The following is a 17,938-nucleotide window of genomic DNA, read 5'->3' as shown; positions in this document are numbered from 1 at the left end:
AGGTGTGCCAGATAGGTTGGTGATTCTCCCGGGCGGCAGAGTTTATTTTGTTGAACTAAAAGCACCGGGTAAAAAGTCGAGACCGTTACAGATTGCACAGCAAAAGAAAATTGCAAGTCTAGGGTGTGAGGTTTTAGAGATTGATAGTTTACATGGTGTAGATGAATTCATCGCGAAGGTATGTGAAGGCAAATGAAATTCATCCCACACAGCTACCAACGTTACTGCATTGATCGGGTTCTTACTACACCGGCATTAGGATTGTTATTAGATATGGGGTTGGGTAAAACGGTTATCACCTTAACAGCGATTATGGATTTAAAATATAATCGTTTTGCCGTAAATAAAGTTTTAGTCATCGCACCGAAGAAAGTAGCAGAAAGTACATGGGCAAAAGAAAAAGATAAATGGGATCACACGAAATTATTACGAATTTCAACTGTTTTAGGATCCCAAGCAAAACGAGTAAAAGCGTTAAACACACCTGCAGATATATACGTGATTAACAGAGAAAATATACCGTGGTTAGTCGAGTACTATAGAAATTCATGGCCGTTTGACATGGTGATCATAGACGAGTTTAGTAGTTTTAAAAATCACCAAGCAAAAAGGTTTAAATCTCTAAAATGGGTAAGACCACATATCAAAAGGATTGTAGGATTGACCGGAACACCGGCTCCAAACGGATTATTGGATTTATGGGCGCAGGTGTATCTACTGGATGGCGGGGAACGATTAGGCAAGACGATCACCGGCTTTCGTGAAAGATATTTTGAACCGGATCAAAGAAACCGAGATCGTGTTTTCTCCTATGCACCAAAAGCAGGTGCAGATGAACGGATCCAACAATTAATCGGTGATATATGTGTCAGCATGAAAGCGGAAGATTATTTGGAGTTACCGGATATCACCTATAACACGATTCCCGTTGTTTTAGATGCAAAAGCGAAAAAAGCCTACGACAAGCTAGAAGCAGAAATGCTTTTACAGGTGGATGGCTCAACTATAGACGCAGGATCCGCAGCCGTTTTGACCAATAAACTTTTACAGCTTTGCAACGGAGCCGTCTACGATGAGGAACGTCAAATTGTTAATATACACGATTGCAAGATTGAGGCCTTTATGGAGTTACTGGAAGGGTTGAACGGAAAGCCGGCATTAGTGTTTTATAATTTTCAACACGATAAAGAGAGGCTTTTAAAAGCCTTAGCAAAAACATCTTTACGAGTACGTGAACTGAAAACGCCGCAGGACGAAACAGACTGGAACAATCGAGAGATTGATATTTTACTAGCACATCCTGCATCTGCTGCATACGGATTGAATTTACAACAAGGGGGAAACCACGTTATTTGGTTCGGGTTGAATTGGTCTTTGGAGTTATACCAACAAGCGAACAAGCGTCTACATAGACAAGGTCAAACCGAAAAAGTAATTATTCACCATCTGACTGTTGCCGGCGGAGTGGATGAGGATGTTGCAGTAGCATTAGAGAATAAGACGAGTACACAGGACCAATTGATGTATGCCTTAAAAGCGAGAATTGAAAAGGTCCAAGAGGGGGTCAAACCATGAAACTGTCAGAAAAGCAAATAGAAATGATTTCTAAAACAGCTGCCAGCACAGCCTTAGAATTTTTAGAAAGAGAGAGGCAAAGACAAGAAAAAGAAAAACAAGATCGCCGATTACGAAACGTCAAGCTTTTACTTCGAAACTATCGATCTTTTGCCAACCATTCTGCAGATGTAAAACTTGAGATTGACGAGTTAAATAAAAAGCTAGAATTGGATGAGTTAGAGACAGATGAGTTTGCCATCGAATCTATTAAGCGAAGTAAAAAACGGACATTAGCAATGGTTAAGTTTATTAATAAAATGATTGAGGTCTACAGGATTATGTGCGAACAATCGGGGGATCCGGAATCCTTAAGAAGATATCAAGTCGTGTATGATCTCTACATTGGGGAGCCTAGAAAAACGGCAAAAGAAATAGCCAGAGGGCAAAATGTACACCAAAGGACTATTTACAAGGATGTCAATAAAGCGTGCGAGACGTTGGTAGTATTGATGTTTGGTGTAGACGGGGTCAAATTAAGGTAGTGCAAAAAGAGGGCACTTCACATGCAATACAAACGTGATAGAATGGTAGTATGAAATAATTGTATAGTGCGGAAACACTATACAGACTCTTGTTGTATTCTTACTAAGCGTCTATCCAATTGGGTAGGCGTTTTCTGTTTGATAAGGAGGTTTAGACTATGAACAATGCTATTAATGCGATATGTGATGAATGTGAGCAAGAGTACCTAATTACAGGTCTTGAAACTGAAAACATCGGGGAAGATATTGAGAAAACATTCTTTACTTGTCCGCATTGCGATAAAGAATATATAGCTTTTTATACAGACAGCGAAATACGAAATCTACAAACTGAAATAAGATCTTACCAATGGCAGCTAGGCAAGGTGCAAACCGTTAAGAGAAGAGATCGTCTACTTAAGCAAATCGAACAAACACAGGCGAAGAACAAGGAGAAGATGACCGCACTTCGTCACATGATTGAAAATCAATGAGCATTACATCTGATAGATTAAGATGGCTTGAAAGTCTTATCAGGCAGGATAAGATGATCCCATTCTACAAATGTAAAGAGTGGAGATCGTTAAGGCTTGAAGCATTGGAACGTGATAACTATGAATGCCAGGAATGTAAGCGCAAAGGAAAGTACACCAGAGGACAGAACGTACATCACTTGAAAGAGGTAAAGGATCGACCTGACCTTGCCTTGACACTGGAGAACTTGGAGACTGTTTGTATTCCTTGTCACAATGCTATACATGATAAGCGATTGAGGAACGATAAGAGGAAACCATTTGTTAACGAGGAGCGATGGTAAGGATGGTGTTAAAGTGTCCTATCTGTTGCAAGAATGCTGAGATAACAGAAAAAGGATTAGCGCATGGAAAGGTGAAGGCAGAATGCTATTGCGAAAAATGTGATGCCTATGTAGAAGTGATCTATCCTCCAAAGAATCCAGTTGATAAGGCTAGATGTTGTTCAGAATGCGAAGAACTTTATGAGGATAACGACACACTCCACTGTAGTTTATATGACCATGCGATTATAGAGAACATAAACGAGAAGCATTGCAAAGACAGTTTTAAATAATGTGCGTAATACCCCCCGGTCAAAACTTTTAGCTTTTTTCCGAGGGGACGGGAAACGCGGGGGAGTGTTCGGAAAAAATATTTTTTGATTTTCTCGCGTGATAATAAATAGGGTAAAAATGGAAATAGGAGAGAGGAGACAAAATGGCGAAGGTGAAACGCGAAACTTTACGAAAACGGATTGAAAAGGATTTAATTTCGCAGCTAAAAGGAAAAGGGATTGTTGGAAACCATTATTCGGATTTAGTCCAGGACTATTTATCTTTGTGGGATTTAAAATGTGATTTAATCGATGACATAAACGAGAACGGGCCTAAAGTTTCCGGAATGCATGGACCGAAGTCGAATCCCTCCATTAACGATTTGCATAAGACAAATGGGCAGATGCTAAAGATAATTTCTGAACTTGGATTGCGTCCTGTTCCGGTGAATGAAGGTGGCGAAGGCGATGACGTGTAAAAATGTCCTAAGCTATCAAACTCACGAATACATCGAGGAATATTTTCACCTTATCGAATCCGGGGAACTTCCTGCATGTAAAGAGCAGTATCAGCTAATCGATTATGTAAGAAAAGTATTATCTCGAGATGACATTTACATCAAAACAAATATTGTGGAGGATAGCGTAGAAATCCCAGCGCGGTATTTTCCATACAGTTTGTACCCGTGGCAGAAATTTGTAAACGTATTTATATTCGGAGTTAGGTGGAAACAGGATGACACCTTAGTCTTTAACCGATACTTCATTTACATGGGGCGCGGTGGCGGTAAGAATGGTTATATCTCCTATGATTCATTTTTCATGATGTCCAAACAACACGGAATTTCTAACTACGACATCGACATCGTGGCAACAAGTGAAGCCCAGGCGAAAACTTCTTTTCTCGATGTCTATAACGTTCTTGAGGATCCGAAGAATGAGAAAAAACTAAAGAAAGCTTTTTATCGGTCAAAGGTAGAGATAAAAAACAATTCTACTAACAGCTCGCTAGTTTATAACACATCTAACGCTCGTACCAAAGATGGTAAGCGTCCAGGATGTGTTATTTTTGATGAGGAGCACGAATACGACAATTACGATGCCATTAAAGTATTTACTTCTGGTGGTGGTAAAAAACAAGATTACCGGGAATTCCATATCTCCACAGATGGGAACGTTCGCGGGGGTCCATTAGATGATCTAAAAGAAGAGGCACGAATGATATTAAATGGAGAGTTGGATGTTGAAAATTCAACTCTCTTTCCTTTTATCTGCAAATTAGATGATCCATCAGAAGTAGATGACCCGAAATTGTGGGCTAAAGCTAATCCATCTTTACCATATAACGATACGTTAATGCGGAAAATGAAAACAGAATATCAGCAAATGCAACGTAATGCAGCCATAAAAATTGAATTCATGACAAAAAGAATGAACTGTCCGATTGAGGATACTCGTTTCGAGGTGGCAAGTTATGAAGATAGATTAGCAACTAATCAGCCTATCCCCCCACAACTCAAAGGGATGGATGCAATTGGCGGTGTCGACTTTGCAGACGTGAGAGACTTTTGTTCAGTTGGTGTGTTGGTGAAATATAAAGGAAAACGCTATTGGCTGCAACATACATTTATCCATCATATGGCACTTGAATTACAGGACATAAACAAAGACATCATTCAACTTGCCTTGGATAAAGGTCTTGCGGAAATTGTATATGGTAAATCGATTGAACCTCAACGAGTAGTCAATTGGTTTATCGAAAAAGCAAAGGATTTTTACATCAAGAAAATTTGTTTAGATACGTATAGGGCAGCCATTCTTGGTCCGAAATTGGAGGAGGCAGGATTTGAAGTAATGGTATGCCGTACAGGTAGCTTTACTCACAGTAAACTGTCTCCAATCGTAGACGATTGTTTCATCAACCAATCGCTAGTATTCGGTAATGATCCATTGATGCGATGGTATGTCGGCAACGTGTATGTCGATTATCTGGGCAATGGTAATAAAGAGTATAAAAAAATAGATCCTGAAAAGCGGAAGACCGATGGGTATTTCGCTTTTTTACATGCGCTAAATGCTGACCATGAGTTAGAGGATTATGGAGATATTGATTTAGCCGGCTTTAGCTTTAAACCCATTATCGTGTAGGGAGGTGAGAAATTGGGATTTACAGATTGGGTAAGACAATGGAATCCGTTTTATAAAAATACGAGTTCGGGAGATATCGAAACGATTTTTGTTAGTTTACTTGCAACAGAAATTTATAAACGGATAGCTGTTGACTCTTGCATTAATTTAATTGCTAATGCGCTTGTTCGGTGTGAATTTAAGACGATTGATAAAGGAAAATCGGTCAAGGCTGACAATTATTATTTGTTAAATGTCTCCCCTAACAAAAACGAAAATGCGACGGAATTTAAAAAGAAAATGGTTAGCAAGCTTTTTAGAAATAATGAATGCTTAATTGTCATGGCTAACGAACAATTGTTTATCGCTGATAGTTTCACTGTTCAGGAGTATGTCATGAAGGATTCAGTATATTCCGAGGTAACCGTTGGTGATTTTCAATTTAAAAATTCATTTAACGAATCCGATGTTATTTATCTAAAGCTGAATGATAAAGACATCATGAATGTGATTAATGGATTTTATAAAGATTACGGATCCATTTTATCATCAGCAAAAGATATTTATAAGCGGTCGAATGCTAAGCGGTTTGTCTTAAAAGGTGACTTTTTAAGGAGCCAGCGAAACGCGGAACAAGAAAAGATTGATGCGATGATGAATGCTCAGTTTACACCATGGTTAGAAGCCGATAACGCAGGTGCTATTTTTCAACTTCAGAAGGGTTATGAGTTAGAAGATGCATCAGGCAGCGGTAAAAATGGCTCTAACAAACAAGATAGTCGAGATGTCCGTAATCTTGTAGATGATGTTTTTGATTTTGTAGCTACTGCATTTCATGTTCCTCGCGGATTGCTAAAAGGTGATGTGGTAGACGTATCAAGCCAGACGAACAATTTTTTAATGTTTTGTATTAATCCATTGGTTGAATTAATAAGCGCAGAATTCAATAAAAAGATGTATGGAAAAGAGGATTATTTAGGCGGAACATATCTGAAAATCGATACAACGAAAATTAAAGTCACTGATCTAAATGATATGGCCACCGCCCTGGACAAGCTCTTTGCCATCGGCGCTTTGTCAATTAACGACATTATCGAAATGACAGGCGGAGAAAGAATCAATGAAGAATGGGCGAATAGGCGTTATGTCACAAAAAATTACATTGATGCGCGACAAAATCAAACATTGGAAGGAGGTGATAGTTAGTGGAAAATTCACCAATCATGAATTATATCGAGCCAAAATTTGAAATGAAAAATGATGAAAAGAAAAATGAAACCGACCTGTACATGTACGGCACGGTGGGCGGAAGTTTTTGGTTCGGCGGTATTACCTCCAGGGAGGTTCGCAGACAATTATCCCAAATAAAGACTCCAGTTATTAACGTGCATATCCATTCAAATGGGGGTGATGCATTTGAAGGGGTGGCTATTTGTAACCTGTTAAAAAATCATAAAGCAACCGTTAATGTTTATATTGACGGAATGGCTGCAAGTGCTGCGTCTGTTATCGCTATGGGTGCGGATAAAATCATCATGCCTAAAAATACCATGATGATGGTCCATCGTGCATCTAGTTTGGTTTATGGGAATGCTGAAAAACTTAAAAAACAAGCTGATACTTTGGCAAAAGTTGATTCTGCACTAATCGAATCATATACAAGTCGTTTTAAGGGCGAACAATTAGAACTTGAGAGGTTACTTGACGAAGAAACATTTTTAACCGCACAAGAGGCACTGTCTTATGGTTTTTGTGATGAAATTGCAGAACCTATTAAACAAGCAAACGAGGAAACAGATGAAGATGACGATCTAGAAGAAGATGACGACCTGGAGGAGGATTTCTTTGAGGATAATCTTCAAAATTCAACTGTGAATCGTTTTGCTGCAGCTTTAAATCTAGTAAATGAAAAAATGAGAGGATGATAGAATTGTCAAAAATTAAAAACTTAGATAAATCAAAAAAAGACCAAGTGAAAGCTCAAGAGAATCTATTAAATGCAATGAAATCAGAGGATGAAAATGCTATAGCCTCAGCTATGGAGGAATTCGGTAATATTATTCAAGAAAATATCATTGAACAAGCAACAGCTGCAGCAACAAGCGAATTTAATGATCAGCGCGTGCTAGCAGATCGCGGGGGCTATGTTTTAACTTCTCAAGAAACAAAGTTTTATAATGAGGTCATTGCTAATAAAGGATTTGCTGGAGTTGAAGAATTAGTTCCGGCCACTGTTATTAATCGTGTTTTCGAAGAATTAGAACGCGATCATGAACTACTTAAAGCAATTGATTTCACAAACACTACAGCTACTACTGAATGGATTCTCAAGAACGGGGATGTCAATCCAGCTTTTTGGGGTAAGTTGACGGACTCAATTAAAGAAAAAATAGACGATGGTTTTAAAGTAATCAAAACTAATCTTTATAAATTATCTGCCTTTATCCCTGTTGCAAAATCAATGCTTGACCTTGGCCCAACATGGTTAGATAAATATGTCCGAACTGTTTTAGCAGAAGCTATGGCAATCGCTCTTGAGGAAGCGGTAGTAAACGGAACAGGTAAGGACCAACCAATCGGAATGCTTAAAGATTTAAATGGCGCTGTTGTAGATGGTGTTTATCCTGATAAAGCGGCTAAGGCAATCACAGACTTTAAACCTATCACATTGGGGAAAGAAGTCATGTACCCACTTACCCATGATGGTAAACGAAAAGTCACAAATGTATTACTTGTGGTAAACCCTGCTGATTATTGGGCTAAAATCTTCCCAGCTACAACTGTCTTAACTCAAAATGGGACTTATGTTTACGGAGTGTTACCAATTCCGGCAACAATTGTTCAATCTGTTTCTGTCCCTGTTGGTAAAATGATTGCTGGGGTGTCAAAGGATTACTTCTTAGGGGTAGGTTCTACTCGTCAAATAGAAGTAGCAAAGGAATTACGCATCCTTGAGGATGAGGACGTTTACGTAACTAAACAATACGCAAACGGTCAGCCAAAGGATAACGACGCTTTCCTTGTGTTTGATATTTCGGGTATTGGTGCAGAACCAGAACAAGTACCTACACCGTAAGGAGTGATTATTAGTGTATAAAGTTTTAAATGATTTTATCGAAAAGTACCACGAGAACACTTTATATAAAAAAGGAGAAGAGTACCCGAAAGAAGGATTCAAAGCGGATCCTAAACGAGTTGCTTTTCTCCAAACTGATAAAAGTAAATACAAAAAGGCTTTTCTTGGTCCCGAAATAAAAAAAGAGGAAAAGCCTAAGAAACCTAAAAAGAATCCTCCTAACAAGAGTGATAAATAATGCTCATCGATGATCTTTTACTAGAATTAAAGGATAAGTTACAAGTCACTTGGGACGATGAAGCAACGAATCGGTATTTAACGGGATTGATTAAAAAGAGTCAATCCTATTTTAATGGACTTTGCGGGACAACATTTTCTTTCGAAGAGGATTCACCAGAACGTGAATTGCTTTTAGAGCGTTGTCGGTATGGTTGGAACAACGCTCTAGATGATTTCGAGAAAAATTTTCATTCAGAATTAAGTCGCCTAATATTAATAACTGCCGTGAATGAATATAGTTCGGGGGTGGTTGATGATGGCTCGGGAACAAATACGGGAAGTATTTAATGATGGACTATTAAAATACGGTGCCTACACAACTATTAGATCCGAATCTCGTAAAGTAATAGGAAAACAATTTGAAGAACAAGGCAGACTATTTTATAAGGAATTGTCCGTGCGTGACCGGGATTATTTAGATTTTGGCTCTATGGGATCCACATTGGATATGAAGGTGAAAACACCTATGCCCCCTTCCTTAAGAAAAATTGACAAAGACAATTTAATTGTGCAAATAGATGGCGATGATTATCAAATAATCACAACGGATAGAGATAAAAATTATCTCTATTTTTATTTGCATAAAGTGGATGGTGATTCAAGTGAATGAGGGTACAAAGCAACGCTTAAAAAAGCTTAATACTGCCTTAATTAAAAACCTAGAAACAAATCTAGGGGTTAAGGTATTCCAGGATAGTGTAAGCGAGGACGAATTTAAAAATGAACTTAAAGGAGTCTACCATTACATTATTTTTGAAACTGGTGGCATGAGGCGCGCTGAAGAAAAACAATTTACCTTGCTCCAAGATGTTTTAGTCCGTTATTATGCAGAAAACGTTGATGATGTGGATGGTGCTCAAATCGATATCATATCAACGCTTGAATCAAACGGATACACATTTGTAAATTCAGAAAAAACGGCCATTCAAAAAGGACAAGAGGACGCTTATGTGGATGAGATTGAGTTTAATTTTACAAGGTCTTTAAAGTATGTGCGCTGCTAAGTGGTCAATGGATTTTCCAGATGTTGATCGTTTGGTTGAAAGCATTTCCAAAATACCTAATCGCTCGGAAACGGTAATTAATAATACGTTACGAGCGAAAGGTGCACCGAAAGCATTGGACAGCATCCAACCTATTATCCCTCTTTCAAGGAAGAAGAAAAAACATGCAAGGGATAGTAAAGCGTTGGCTGTAAAACATGGAAACTTAGAATTTACCATCCGACCTAAGCGAGCCTTTGAATATATTAAATACCCAGATTTGGGGATTGGGACATCAAAGAAAAAACAACCTAAACAGTTTATGAAAAAAGGTTTAGACAAGGCCGCATCAAAAATTGTGGACGATTTAGCAGATGCAGTTATTAAAGAAATTGATAATACGTTAGGAGAGTGAAAGTATTGCCAACAACAATTGAAGAATTCGATGCCGTAAGGATTACGAATTTTAATATTAAATTTAAAGGTGAACAGACTGCACAGTCTTTTGGCTGTGTTGGGCAACTTGAAGGCGAAACGGAAATGATTACTATTGTAAAAAAATGCGAGGGTGTTGAGACAAAGAGCAAATCTAAACCCCAAAAAATGACATTATCATTAAACGCCCACGTAAAAGTAGCACCTTTGCGAAGTATTTTTGGACTTTCTAACGAGGGATTAAAGCCAGGTGTATATTCTTATGGTTCCAATAGCAAGAGTAAGGATTTTGTCCTTACCGCAGACGTCATCGATGAGTTTGAAGATTTAACGAAGCTTATTGCGTTTCCTAACTGTACTTCTTCCACAGGATTGACATTATCCATTGAAAACGGTGCGGATGAAGTGGCGGAACTAGAGTTAGAATTCACTGCCATGGTTGACGACAACAAGAATTGCTACTATGAAGCACTTCTCGATGAATTAGCAGATACGACTGTTGCAGAGACTTGGAGGACTAATTTTACCCCTGATTTAGTCAAGGAAGTACCTGCACCTTAAGGAGGGCTATAGTCAATGGAAATTACATTTAACGATGGAACGGTCAAGGAAGTAGACGTTAATGTCACAGCCTTGACCCTTTTTAAATTGCAAAAGGAAAAAGTGATAGACGGAGATTTTTTGAAAGGCTTTATGAAACAAGAAACGGATCTCGATCCCATATCTGTTTTGCAAGGCGTCTATGCAGCATACCGTCAAGCCAATCCAAAAGAGCATCTTAAATTTGAAGAGTTTCTCGAAAACTATGAAATGGACATTGAAACCGACATGGCTATTTATTTTTCCGTCATTTCCAAACAAGCAAAAAAGCAATTTCAAAAAAACTTTGCCAATAAAACAGGTATTTCGCAGGGAAAAAAGTAAAACTGCCAAAAATCGAAATTGAGAACGTAGAGGACTTATATACCCTCTACGTTTTTATTTTTGAAATTAATCCGAATGATTTTTGGCATTTACCTCTCTCGTCTGTCCAGCTGATCGCTGAAAACAAAACAGCTTATGAGTCCTGGAAGAATTACGAGGATGAAAGGAGGTCGAAAAATGGCAAAAAATAATCATGAAACAAAGGTCACCTTTAAAGTTTTTAATGAAGAATTTAATAAGGCCATGTCGGAAATGGATAATTCTGCTCGTAAAATGCGGAAGGAGTTAAAGCTTGAGCAAGAAGAGCTTAAATTAACCGGTACTGAATCGCAGAAACTTGAATCCAAAATAAAAGGATTGCAACAGCAATATGATATTGCCAGGCAAAAGACACAAGCTACTGCGGAACAATTGGCTAAGGCAAAAAAGTACTTTGGCGAAAACTCAAATGAAGCCAATAAGCTTGAGAATAAGCTACTAGATTTAAAGATTAGTGAGGAAAAGTTAAGCAATTACGTCCAACAAGCGAAAAACGATTTAAATAAGCAATCTCAAGAAATGCAAGATTCGATAAAGGATGCTAAAAATCTCGGACAAGCATTAAACGATGCTGGCGAAAAGGCAAAGGATGTAGGCGGTAAAATGACCGCAGGTGTTTCTTTACCTCTTGCAGGAATTGGATTAGCTGCTGGAAAAACTGCCGTTGATATTGATGGTGCTGTTCGGTTAATGATTAGTTCTTTAGGTGCTACTGGTGACGAAGCAGAGCAATTAGAAAGTGATTTGAGAGCTGTATGGACAGATGGTTTCGGTGAGAATCCAGAAGAAGCTGCAAGAGCCATGTCGATGGTTAAGCAAAATATCAAAGGTATTAATGAAGGTCAACCCATTCGAGAGGTAACAAAAGATGTTTTAGCCTTGGCCAAAGTAACGGATTCAGATTTAAGCGAAGTAACTCGTGGTGTAAACCAATTGATGCACAATTTTGGTATAACCGCAGATGAAGCAATGGATTTATTTGCAAAAGGGCAAGCAGAAGGGCTTAATTATTCACAAGAAATGTTTGATAATATTTCAGAATATGCACCTTTGTTCAAGCAGATGGGTTTTTCAGCAGAAGAGTATTTTTCCATATTAGCTAATGGGAGCCAAAATGGAGCTTATAATCTCGACTATATCAATGACATAATGAAAGAATTTGATATTAGGATGAGAGATGGATCCAAGACTACTAGTGAAGCATTTGATCAAATGTCTAAATCCACCCAATCATTATTTACAGACTTTAAGAATGGGAAAGTAACATCGAAGGAACTGTTTAATGCCGTTATTCCCGAACTTCAAAAAATGGACGATCAGGTGCAAGCAAATCAAATTGGTGTAGCTCTATTTGGTACGAAATTCGAGGACATGGGAGCAAAAACAGTATATTCCCTAGATAATACGAACAAGTCACTTGCTAACACAAAAGGGGCAATGGACGAGTTAAGAAAAACACAAGAGGAATCTTTTGGGACTAAGCTTCAAAATACCATACGTTCTATAGGACAGGCATTAGAGCCAATTGGGACAATATTATTGGATATGCTTACGTCTGTTACTCCTCATTTAGTTAATTTTGCTAATTGGTTTAAAAACCTAAGTCCTTCTATTCAAAAGATCATCGTGGTTATCGGTGGCTTAACCGCAATATTAGGTCCTTTGCTAGCGGGCTTTGGTTTTGTTGTGCAGGGAATTATGCCGTTTATTGCAGGTTTTACAAAGTTATGGGGGGTGTTATCTAAACTTGGACCAATTTTTAAGGTAGTTCGAACGGCTATGATGGCATTATCAGGTCCCATAGGAATCATATCCACCATCGTTGTGGCATTAGCCGTTTTAATCATTAAAAACTGGGATTCGATTAAAAGTGCGACATCAAAAGTGTGGAATGGAATTAAATCTCTCCTTTCTAAAGTTTGGGATAGCATTAAATCGACTGTTTCCACTGCAACTACTGCTATTAAAAATACCGTTTCGAAAGTCTGGAACAGTGTTAAGTCTACTTCATCCACGATTTGGAACGGAATAAAAACAGTCATTTCAACGGTTTGGGGCGGTATAAAGTCAGTTGTATCTAACTCTATTAATTCCGTGAAATCGGTTGTTTCAACGGTCTGGAATTCTATCAAATCTACCACTTCAACGGTTTGGAATGGCATAAAAGGTGTCATTAATACGGTATGGGGAGGAATCAAAACAGCTGTATCGACACCAATTAATTGGGTTAAATCCAAAGTTTCGGGAGTATGGAGCAGTATCAAAACTAACACTTCTTCCGTGTGGAACGGCATTAAGTCGGCGATGATTTCTCCAATAGAAAACGCTAGAGATAAAATAAAAGGAATTGTTGATAGGATCAAAAGTTTCTTTTCGGGTCTTAAGCTAAGTTTGCCAAAAATTAAACTCCCACATTTAAGTATCACGGGAGGATTTAGCATTATGCCGCCGCGGGTTCCGAAGTTTTCCATCGAATGGTATCGAAAAGGTGGAATTTTCGATGAAGCATCCGTAATTGGAATTGGTGAAGCGGGAAAAGAGGCTGCACTCCCATTAGTAGGAAAGGAAATGAATCCTTTTGCTGATGCAGTAGCTAATCGTATGCTTTCAACGCTACCACAAATGGCAGAAAGTAAAATGGCTGGCGAAGTAACCAATCATAATAACGTTACTATCTTTGCAACGGTTCGTAATGACCGTGATATTGATAAACTAGCAGAAAAAATAGATGGTTCGTTAAACACATTAGGAAATAGAAGAAATGCCGCATGGGGTGGTGCTTAATGGTCATTTTAGATACAACTAAAATTAAGGAGTTGAATTTAAGTTTATCTGAACGTCCTGCTATTCCCACTCCCGAACAAGATGTTGAACAGAAGGAAATAAGGGGTAGACACGGATCCCTTACCAAAAAGTATGGATTTAAAGATATACCTTATTCATTGACCTTTGATTTTTTAGAAGATACATCATTTAAGCCAGCATTTAGAAAAGCGAAAATAAAATTCTTCAACGCTAAAAAGCTATCTTTTGAAGATGATCCAGGAATCTATTACAAAATTAAATCTCTGACCATTGAGGATGCTGAAAACGAGGTCCTTGAGTATGGTCAATTTACCGTTAATTTTGTTTTAGATCCATTTGCATATGAAGAAACAAATATCATGACTGTAACTGCTCAAACGACTTTAAATAATCCAGGCTATGAAAGTGAACCGTATATTAAGGCGTATGTAGCTGGAACAGGAAAAATATATATTGGCGATCAAATTGTCACCATTAAAGATATAAACGGGTTTATTGAAATCGATTGCACCATGATGAATGCATATCGAATCGAAAATGGCTTTATCACTAATCTAAATAACCATATGATTGGTGATTTTTTTGTGATTCCGGAGGGGAAAAGTACAGTTAAATTTGATGGGAACATTACTAAACTTGAGATTGATCCAAGATGGAGGTGGATATGATGGAAAATAAAGATATCGAAGGAATTATTACTCAAGCCGAAAAAGCTTTAAAGATTGCAAAGGTGGCTATCGCTGATGCTGATGACGCGATAGAGAAATCCCAATTAGATAGAATTGAAAAGAAAATGGACAGAATCCTTGAACTTTTGGAGAGTAAGGAAACGTCCATTTCTGTTAAAACGGGATTTCTTAATATACCTACCGAGATTATAACTTATAAAAGAGCATCATGTAGGTGTGTTCGTTACTAATCCCATTTCTTCTAAAACTTTCAATGTTGTTTGAACTGACGTGATTGTGGAAAGTTGGATTAAATGAGTTATGGCATTTTCAACTTTCGTGTGTTCTTCACCGGTAAAAGTTAGATCATCAAAGAAACCGATATCAAGATATTCTGAGAAAAACTTATCTAGATAATCTTTAAGAAATGTATTGTTTTTTTCGTTAATTTCGTTAACTATTTTAACGATGTCAACTGTAGTTATTTCACTCAACTAAATCACCTCCTTCGATACCATAATTCGACAGGAGGTATTTTTAATCCTTTAAGAAAGGAGGTAAATATGATTGTTTCCAATTCTTTATAAAAAAGATGAAACAGATTTTATCCATAACGGATTGGGTGTATTAAGTGGTGCCATTACATCCATTGGCGAAGAAGAATTAAACGGCTTGTTTGAATTAAAAATAGAATATGATTCAGATGGCTTTTTAGCAGATATTATCGAAAATGGCATGATCGTTAAAGCAAAAGTAAATGATAAGCAGGATCCACAGTTATTTCGTATATATGCACACGTGAAAAGCCTTGAAAACGATAATCTTATCATTAACGCCCAGCATATCACGTACGATTTAGCTGGGAATTTTGTTGAAGCTTTAGAGTTAGATGATGTATCAACAGACCAAGCAATGGCAGCTATACAAAGCAACCTAGCATATCCTACTAGATTTACGTTATCTAGCTCTAACACAACCACTAGATCGAGTACAAAGCTTTATCGTACCAACCCATTGCAAATGGTTGCTGGAGTGGATGGCTCTATCTTGGACAATTGGGGTGGAGAGATTGAGCGTGATAATTTTAACCTTATCATGCATAAAAGACGTGGATCGGATGATGGAGTATCAATATCTTATCGCAAGAATCTAACAGGACTTGAAGCCAAGTTTGATATATCTGGTGTTGTTACTCGTATTTTCCCATTTAAAATAATCAAAGATGGGGAGACAGAAGAAGAAAAATTAATCACAATACCAAATAAATATATTGATAGTCCAAACATAGATAAATACCCATTTATTAATATTTTGCCAGTTGATTATGGTGATGATGAGAGTGTAGTAGACCAAGCAACTTTATTGGCTAAAGCATCCACATATTTTAATACGGGTTCGAAAGACCTTCCAAAAGTCTCTATGGAAGTAGAATTTGAGCCGTTATGGGATACGGAAGAATATAAAGATGTAGCTGCACTTGAGCGCGTGGGAATGGGAGATACGGTCACTGTACGACATAGCAAGATGGGAGTGGATGTAAAGGCACATGTGGTCAAAATTGAGTACGATACGATTGCTGAAAAGAATCGTAAAGTGACAATCGGTGATGTACAAGCACGTTTTACCGATAATTTTAACCAGACGAAAAATGATGTTGAAAATGGGATCAAGCAAGCACATCAAACAGCGCAAGAGGCAATACAGGCTGCCAACGGAAAAAATACTAACTTTTACGGACCCGAACAACCTGTTAATCCTAAGAAGGACGATTTATGGTTTAAAACGGTTGATGGTGAGTATACTAGAACCTATCGTTTCGATGGCATCCAGTGGCAACTGGTTGTCGATATGGATGTTAACTCGGCAAAAGAAGAAGCGCAGAAAGCTAGGGATGACGCACAAAGCGCGGTTGACCGTGCTAATAAAGCAACCCAAGATGCACAGATTGCAATAAATAACGCTCAATCTGCATTTGAAGATGCTCAAGAGGCACTTCAACAAGCTAAAGAGTCATTTGATGCAGTAGATGCTTTAAGCACTGTCGTTAATACTCAAACTGGTGAAATTAGTACTATTAAGCAGACAGCACAGGGATTGCAAACACAGGTTACAGACAACAAAAATAACATCGCTGCGGTTACTTTAACTGCACAAGGTTTACAAGCGCGTATGTCAAGTGCAGAGGGGAATATCGGTGCGTTACAACTTACCTCTAACAATTTCGCTACGAGAATAAGTGACGCAGAAGGAAATATAAGTACATTAACGCAAACGACTAGTAGTCTTTCCAGTACGATTAATAATACCAAGGATAATTTACAATCCCAAATATCCCAACTGGATAAAAATATCAATCTACGTGTCCAAAAAGGCGATGTTATTAATCAAATAAACTTAGACACTAGCGGGGTGCTTATACAAGGTAAAAAACTTGTCCTCGATGGCGATGTGACGGTTACAGGTGCGTTTAAGGTTAGTGATGCAAATATTACATCGATTGATGCAGGGAAAATTAATGCAGGGACATTGACAGCTTTTGATATTGTAGGGTCAACAATTAGGGGATCAACATTTACCGCAGAAGACAAACTTACTAATAATACGATCTCCATCTCAACCGGTTCCATCGATAGTCAAGGCGAATCACAGAAGGATAAAACTAAAAAATACTTTGCGAGATTGAACGGAGGAGTTTTTAGTTCGGAAATTAAAACATCAAATACCCAAGTAGATGGATACAATAAGGTCACTATCCAACCTGACCTTATTTTATTTGAAGCGGGCGACTCTTACGGAAGTGGAAGTCCTTATAAAAAGTCCAACTTTAGTATATCTTCGGGTAAAGCAGCGGGTAAACTAGATATGTATATTCAGGCGTTTGGAGTGGACAGTCCTAATTTAAGATTATTAGCTTCCGACGATATTATACTTTCATCTGGTCCGCCTAGCGTAATAGATTTAAATGGGTTGTTGGTACGTCGTGGTTATGATGAACTGTTAACATTGTATGACAGAAAAACGTATAAAGACGGAGGTTACACAGATCCAGTGGCGAAAGTTCGCGCAGATATCGTAGGTGATCTAATGGCGCCAACAGATGGCGGCGATGCCTATGCTCGGACTAATTTTGAATTCCGTGTAACTGATAAAGCATCACAGGGGAAAGCAACACAGAACTACAGAGATATAAGAGCAAGAGATTTGTATCTAACAAAAGGAATCGAGATGGGTAGTAAAGGTGTCATATCCACAAGCAGTGGATACATTGTTGTCAGAAGTCGATTAGATGACTATGTATATCTGCAAGCCAAAGAGGTAAGAGCAACGGAGCCATTAACAGCATCTTCATATATACCTGTCCGTGCATCTTCCTTCCCTACAGGATCGTTAGAAGAGTTCAAACAAGATATAAAGCTGTGGCAGGATTCGGCGTTGGCAATCATTAACGCAGCTGAT

The 17,938-nt window shown here is 38.1% G+C and carries 22 protein-coding genes; 21 read left to right on the top strand and 1 reads right to left on the bottom strand.

All coding sequences use genetic code 11. The features are described from left to right. The 20 genes from B5V89_RS20150 to B5V89_RS14880 all read left to right on the top strand — a co-directional run. A partial coding sequence (locus tag B5V89_RS20150) for a VRR-NUC domain-containing protein (protein ID WP_181294687.1) occupies positions 1-196 on the top strand: 196 nt, incomplete at its 5' end. Then, the gene (locus tag B5V89_RS14975; RefSeq protein WP_108072729.1) at positions 193-1,575 is read left to right on the top strand and encodes a DEAD/DEAH box helicase; all 1,383 of its coding nucleotides are present in this window, start codon (positions 193-195) and stop codon (positions 1,573-1,575) included. The genes B5V89_RS20150 and B5V89_RS14975, both read left to right, overlap by 4 nt. After that, a complete protein-coding gene (locus B5V89_RS14970) occupies positions 1,572-2,099 on the top strand; it encodes a hypothetical protein (RefSeq protein WP_108072727.1) in 528 nt (175 codons plus the stop codon). Before B5V89_RS14975 ends, B5V89_RS14970 begins: the two co-directional genes overlap by 4 nt. A gap of 158 nt (positions 2,100-2,257) precedes the next feature. Continuing rightward, on the top strand, positions 2,258-2,572 hold the full coding sequence (locus tag B5V89_RS14965) for a hypothetical protein (RefSeq protein WP_108072725.1): 315 nt from the start codon (positions 2,258-2,260) through the stop codon (positions 2,570-2,572). Further along, positions 2,569-2,895, top strand: a complete 327-nt coding sequence (locus B5V89_RS14960) for an HNH endonuclease (protein ID WP_108072723.1) — start codon at positions 2,569-2,571, stop codon at positions 2,893-2,895. The genes B5V89_RS14965 and B5V89_RS14960 overlap by 4 nt, the downstream gene beginning before the upstream one ends. A gap of 415 nt (positions 2,896-3,310) precedes the next feature. After that, positions 3,311-3,625: a P27 family phage terminase small subunit gene (locus tag B5V89_RS14950; protein ID WP_108072719.1), complete on the top strand. Its 315-nt coding sequence runs from the start codon at positions 3,311-3,313 to the stop codon at positions 3,623-3,625. Continuing rightward, positions 3,615-5,294 (top strand): terminase TerL endonuclease subunit, encoded by a 1,680-nt coding sequence (locus B5V89_RS14945; protein ID WP_108072717.1) that lies wholly within the window; start codon positions 3,615-3,617, stop codon positions 5,292-5,294. Before B5V89_RS14950 ends, B5V89_RS14945 begins: the two co-directional genes overlap by 11 nt. A 12-nt stretch (positions 5,295-5,306) precedes the next feature. Beyond that, complete coding sequence (locus tag B5V89_RS14940) at positions 5,307-6,479, top strand: phage portal protein (RefSeq protein ID WP_108072715.1); 1,173 nt, start codon at positions 5,307-5,309, stop codon at positions 6,477-6,479. Beyond that, positions 6,479-7,198 carry a head maturation protease, ClpP-related gene (locus B5V89_RS14935; protein ID WP_244913510.1) on the top strand — a complete coding sequence of 240 codons (720 nt, stop codon included), beginning with the start codon at positions 6,479-6,481 and terminating at the stop codon, positions 7,196-7,198. The genes B5V89_RS14940 and B5V89_RS14935 overlap by 1 nt, the downstream gene beginning before the upstream one ends. Next, positions 7,195-8,349: a phage major capsid protein gene (locus tag B5V89_RS14930; protein ID WP_108072714.1), complete on the top strand. Its 1,155-nt coding sequence runs from the start codon at positions 7,195-7,197 to the stop codon at positions 8,347-8,349. The genes B5V89_RS14935 and B5V89_RS14930 overlap by 4 nt, the downstream gene beginning before the upstream one ends. 13 nt (positions 8,350-8,362) lie before the next feature. Beyond that, positions 8,363-8,587, top strand: coding sequence for a hypothetical protein (locus tag B5V89_RS14925; RefSeq protein WP_108072712.1), 225 nt, complete (start codon positions 8,363-8,365; stop codon positions 8,585-8,587). Next, the gene (locus B5V89_RS14920) at positions 8,587-8,916 is read left to right on the top strand and encodes a hypothetical protein (RefSeq protein WP_108072710.1); all 330 of its coding nucleotides are present in this window, start codon (positions 8,587-8,589) and stop codon (positions 8,914-8,916) included. Before B5V89_RS14925 ends, B5V89_RS14920 begins: the two co-directional genes overlap by 1 nt. Then, positions 8,882-9,238: a phage head closure protein gene (locus tag B5V89_RS14915; protein WP_244913509.1), complete on the top strand. Its 357-nt coding sequence runs from the start codon at positions 8,882-8,884 to the stop codon at positions 9,236-9,238. The genes B5V89_RS14920 and B5V89_RS14915 overlap by 35 nt, the downstream gene beginning before the upstream one ends. Continuing rightward, on the top strand, positions 9,219-9,632 hold the full coding sequence (locus tag B5V89_RS14910) for a hypothetical protein (RefSeq protein ID WP_425319837.1): 414 nt from the start codon (positions 9,219-9,221) through the stop codon (positions 9,630-9,632). Before B5V89_RS14915 ends, B5V89_RS14910 begins: the two co-directional genes overlap by 20 nt. Then, the gene (locus tag B5V89_RS14905) at positions 9,619-10,026 is read left to right on the top strand and encodes a hypothetical protein (RefSeq protein WP_142406531.1); all 408 of its coding nucleotides are present in this window, start codon (positions 9,619-9,621) and stop codon (positions 10,024-10,026) included. The genes B5V89_RS14910 and B5V89_RS14905 overlap by 14 nt, the downstream gene beginning before the upstream one ends. Before the next feature lie 5 nt (positions 10,027-10,031). After that, entirely contained in the window at positions 10,032-10,607 is a 576-nt protein-coding gene (locus B5V89_RS14900) for a phage tail protein (protein ID WP_108072704.1), read from the top strand. Between the two features lie 15 nt (positions 10,608-10,622). Continuing rightward, the gene (locus B5V89_RS14895) at positions 10,623-10,970 is read left to right on the top strand and encodes a hypothetical protein (RefSeq protein ID WP_108072702.1); all 348 of its coding nucleotides are present in this window, start codon (positions 10,623-10,625) and stop codon (positions 10,968-10,970) included. Positions 10,971-11,147: 177 nt separating this feature from the next. Next, on the top strand, positions 11,148-13,793 hold the full coding sequence (locus B5V89_RS14890) for a phage tail tape measure protein (protein WP_181294686.1): 2,646 nt from the start codon (positions 11,148-11,150) through the stop codon (positions 13,791-13,793). Continuing rightward, positions 13,793-14,482, top strand: coding sequence for a phage tail domain-containing protein (locus B5V89_RS14885; protein WP_181294685.1), 690 nt, complete (start codon positions 13,793-13,795; stop codon positions 14,480-14,482). The genes B5V89_RS14890 and B5V89_RS14885 overlap by 1 nt, the downstream gene beginning before the upstream one ends. Further along, positions 14,482-14,733 carry a hypothetical protein gene (locus tag B5V89_RS14880; protein ID WP_108072696.1) on the top strand — a complete coding sequence of 84 codons (252 nt, stop codon included), beginning with the start codon at positions 14,482-14,484 and terminating at the stop codon, positions 14,731-14,733. Before B5V89_RS14885 ends, B5V89_RS14880 begins: the two co-directional genes overlap by 1 nt. On the opposite strand, the gene B5V89_RS14875 is transcribed toward B5V89_RS14880, so the two are convergent. Next, entirely contained in the window at positions 14,710-14,976 is a 267-nt protein-coding gene (locus tag B5V89_RS14875) for a hypothetical protein (RefSeq protein ID WP_108072694.1), read from the bottom strand. The genes B5V89_RS14880 and B5V89_RS14875 overlap by 24 nt on opposite strands. 73 nt (positions 14,977-15,049) lie before the next feature. On the opposite strand from B5V89_RS14875, the gene B5V89_RS14870 reads away from it, so the two are divergent. After that, the coding region (locus B5V89_RS14870) for a phage tail spike protein (RefSeq protein WP_181294684.1) at positions 15,050-17,938 on the top strand (2,889 nt) is incomplete at its 3' end.

This window comes from Heyndrickxia sporothermodurans (assembly GCF_003055045.1).
GTDB lineage: Bacteria > Bacillota > Bacilli > Bacillales > Bacillaceae_C > Heyndrickxia > Heyndrickxia sporothermodurans.
Note: the sequence above shows the minus strand (reverse complement) of the source record. Positions and strands in the feature narration are given on the sequence as shown.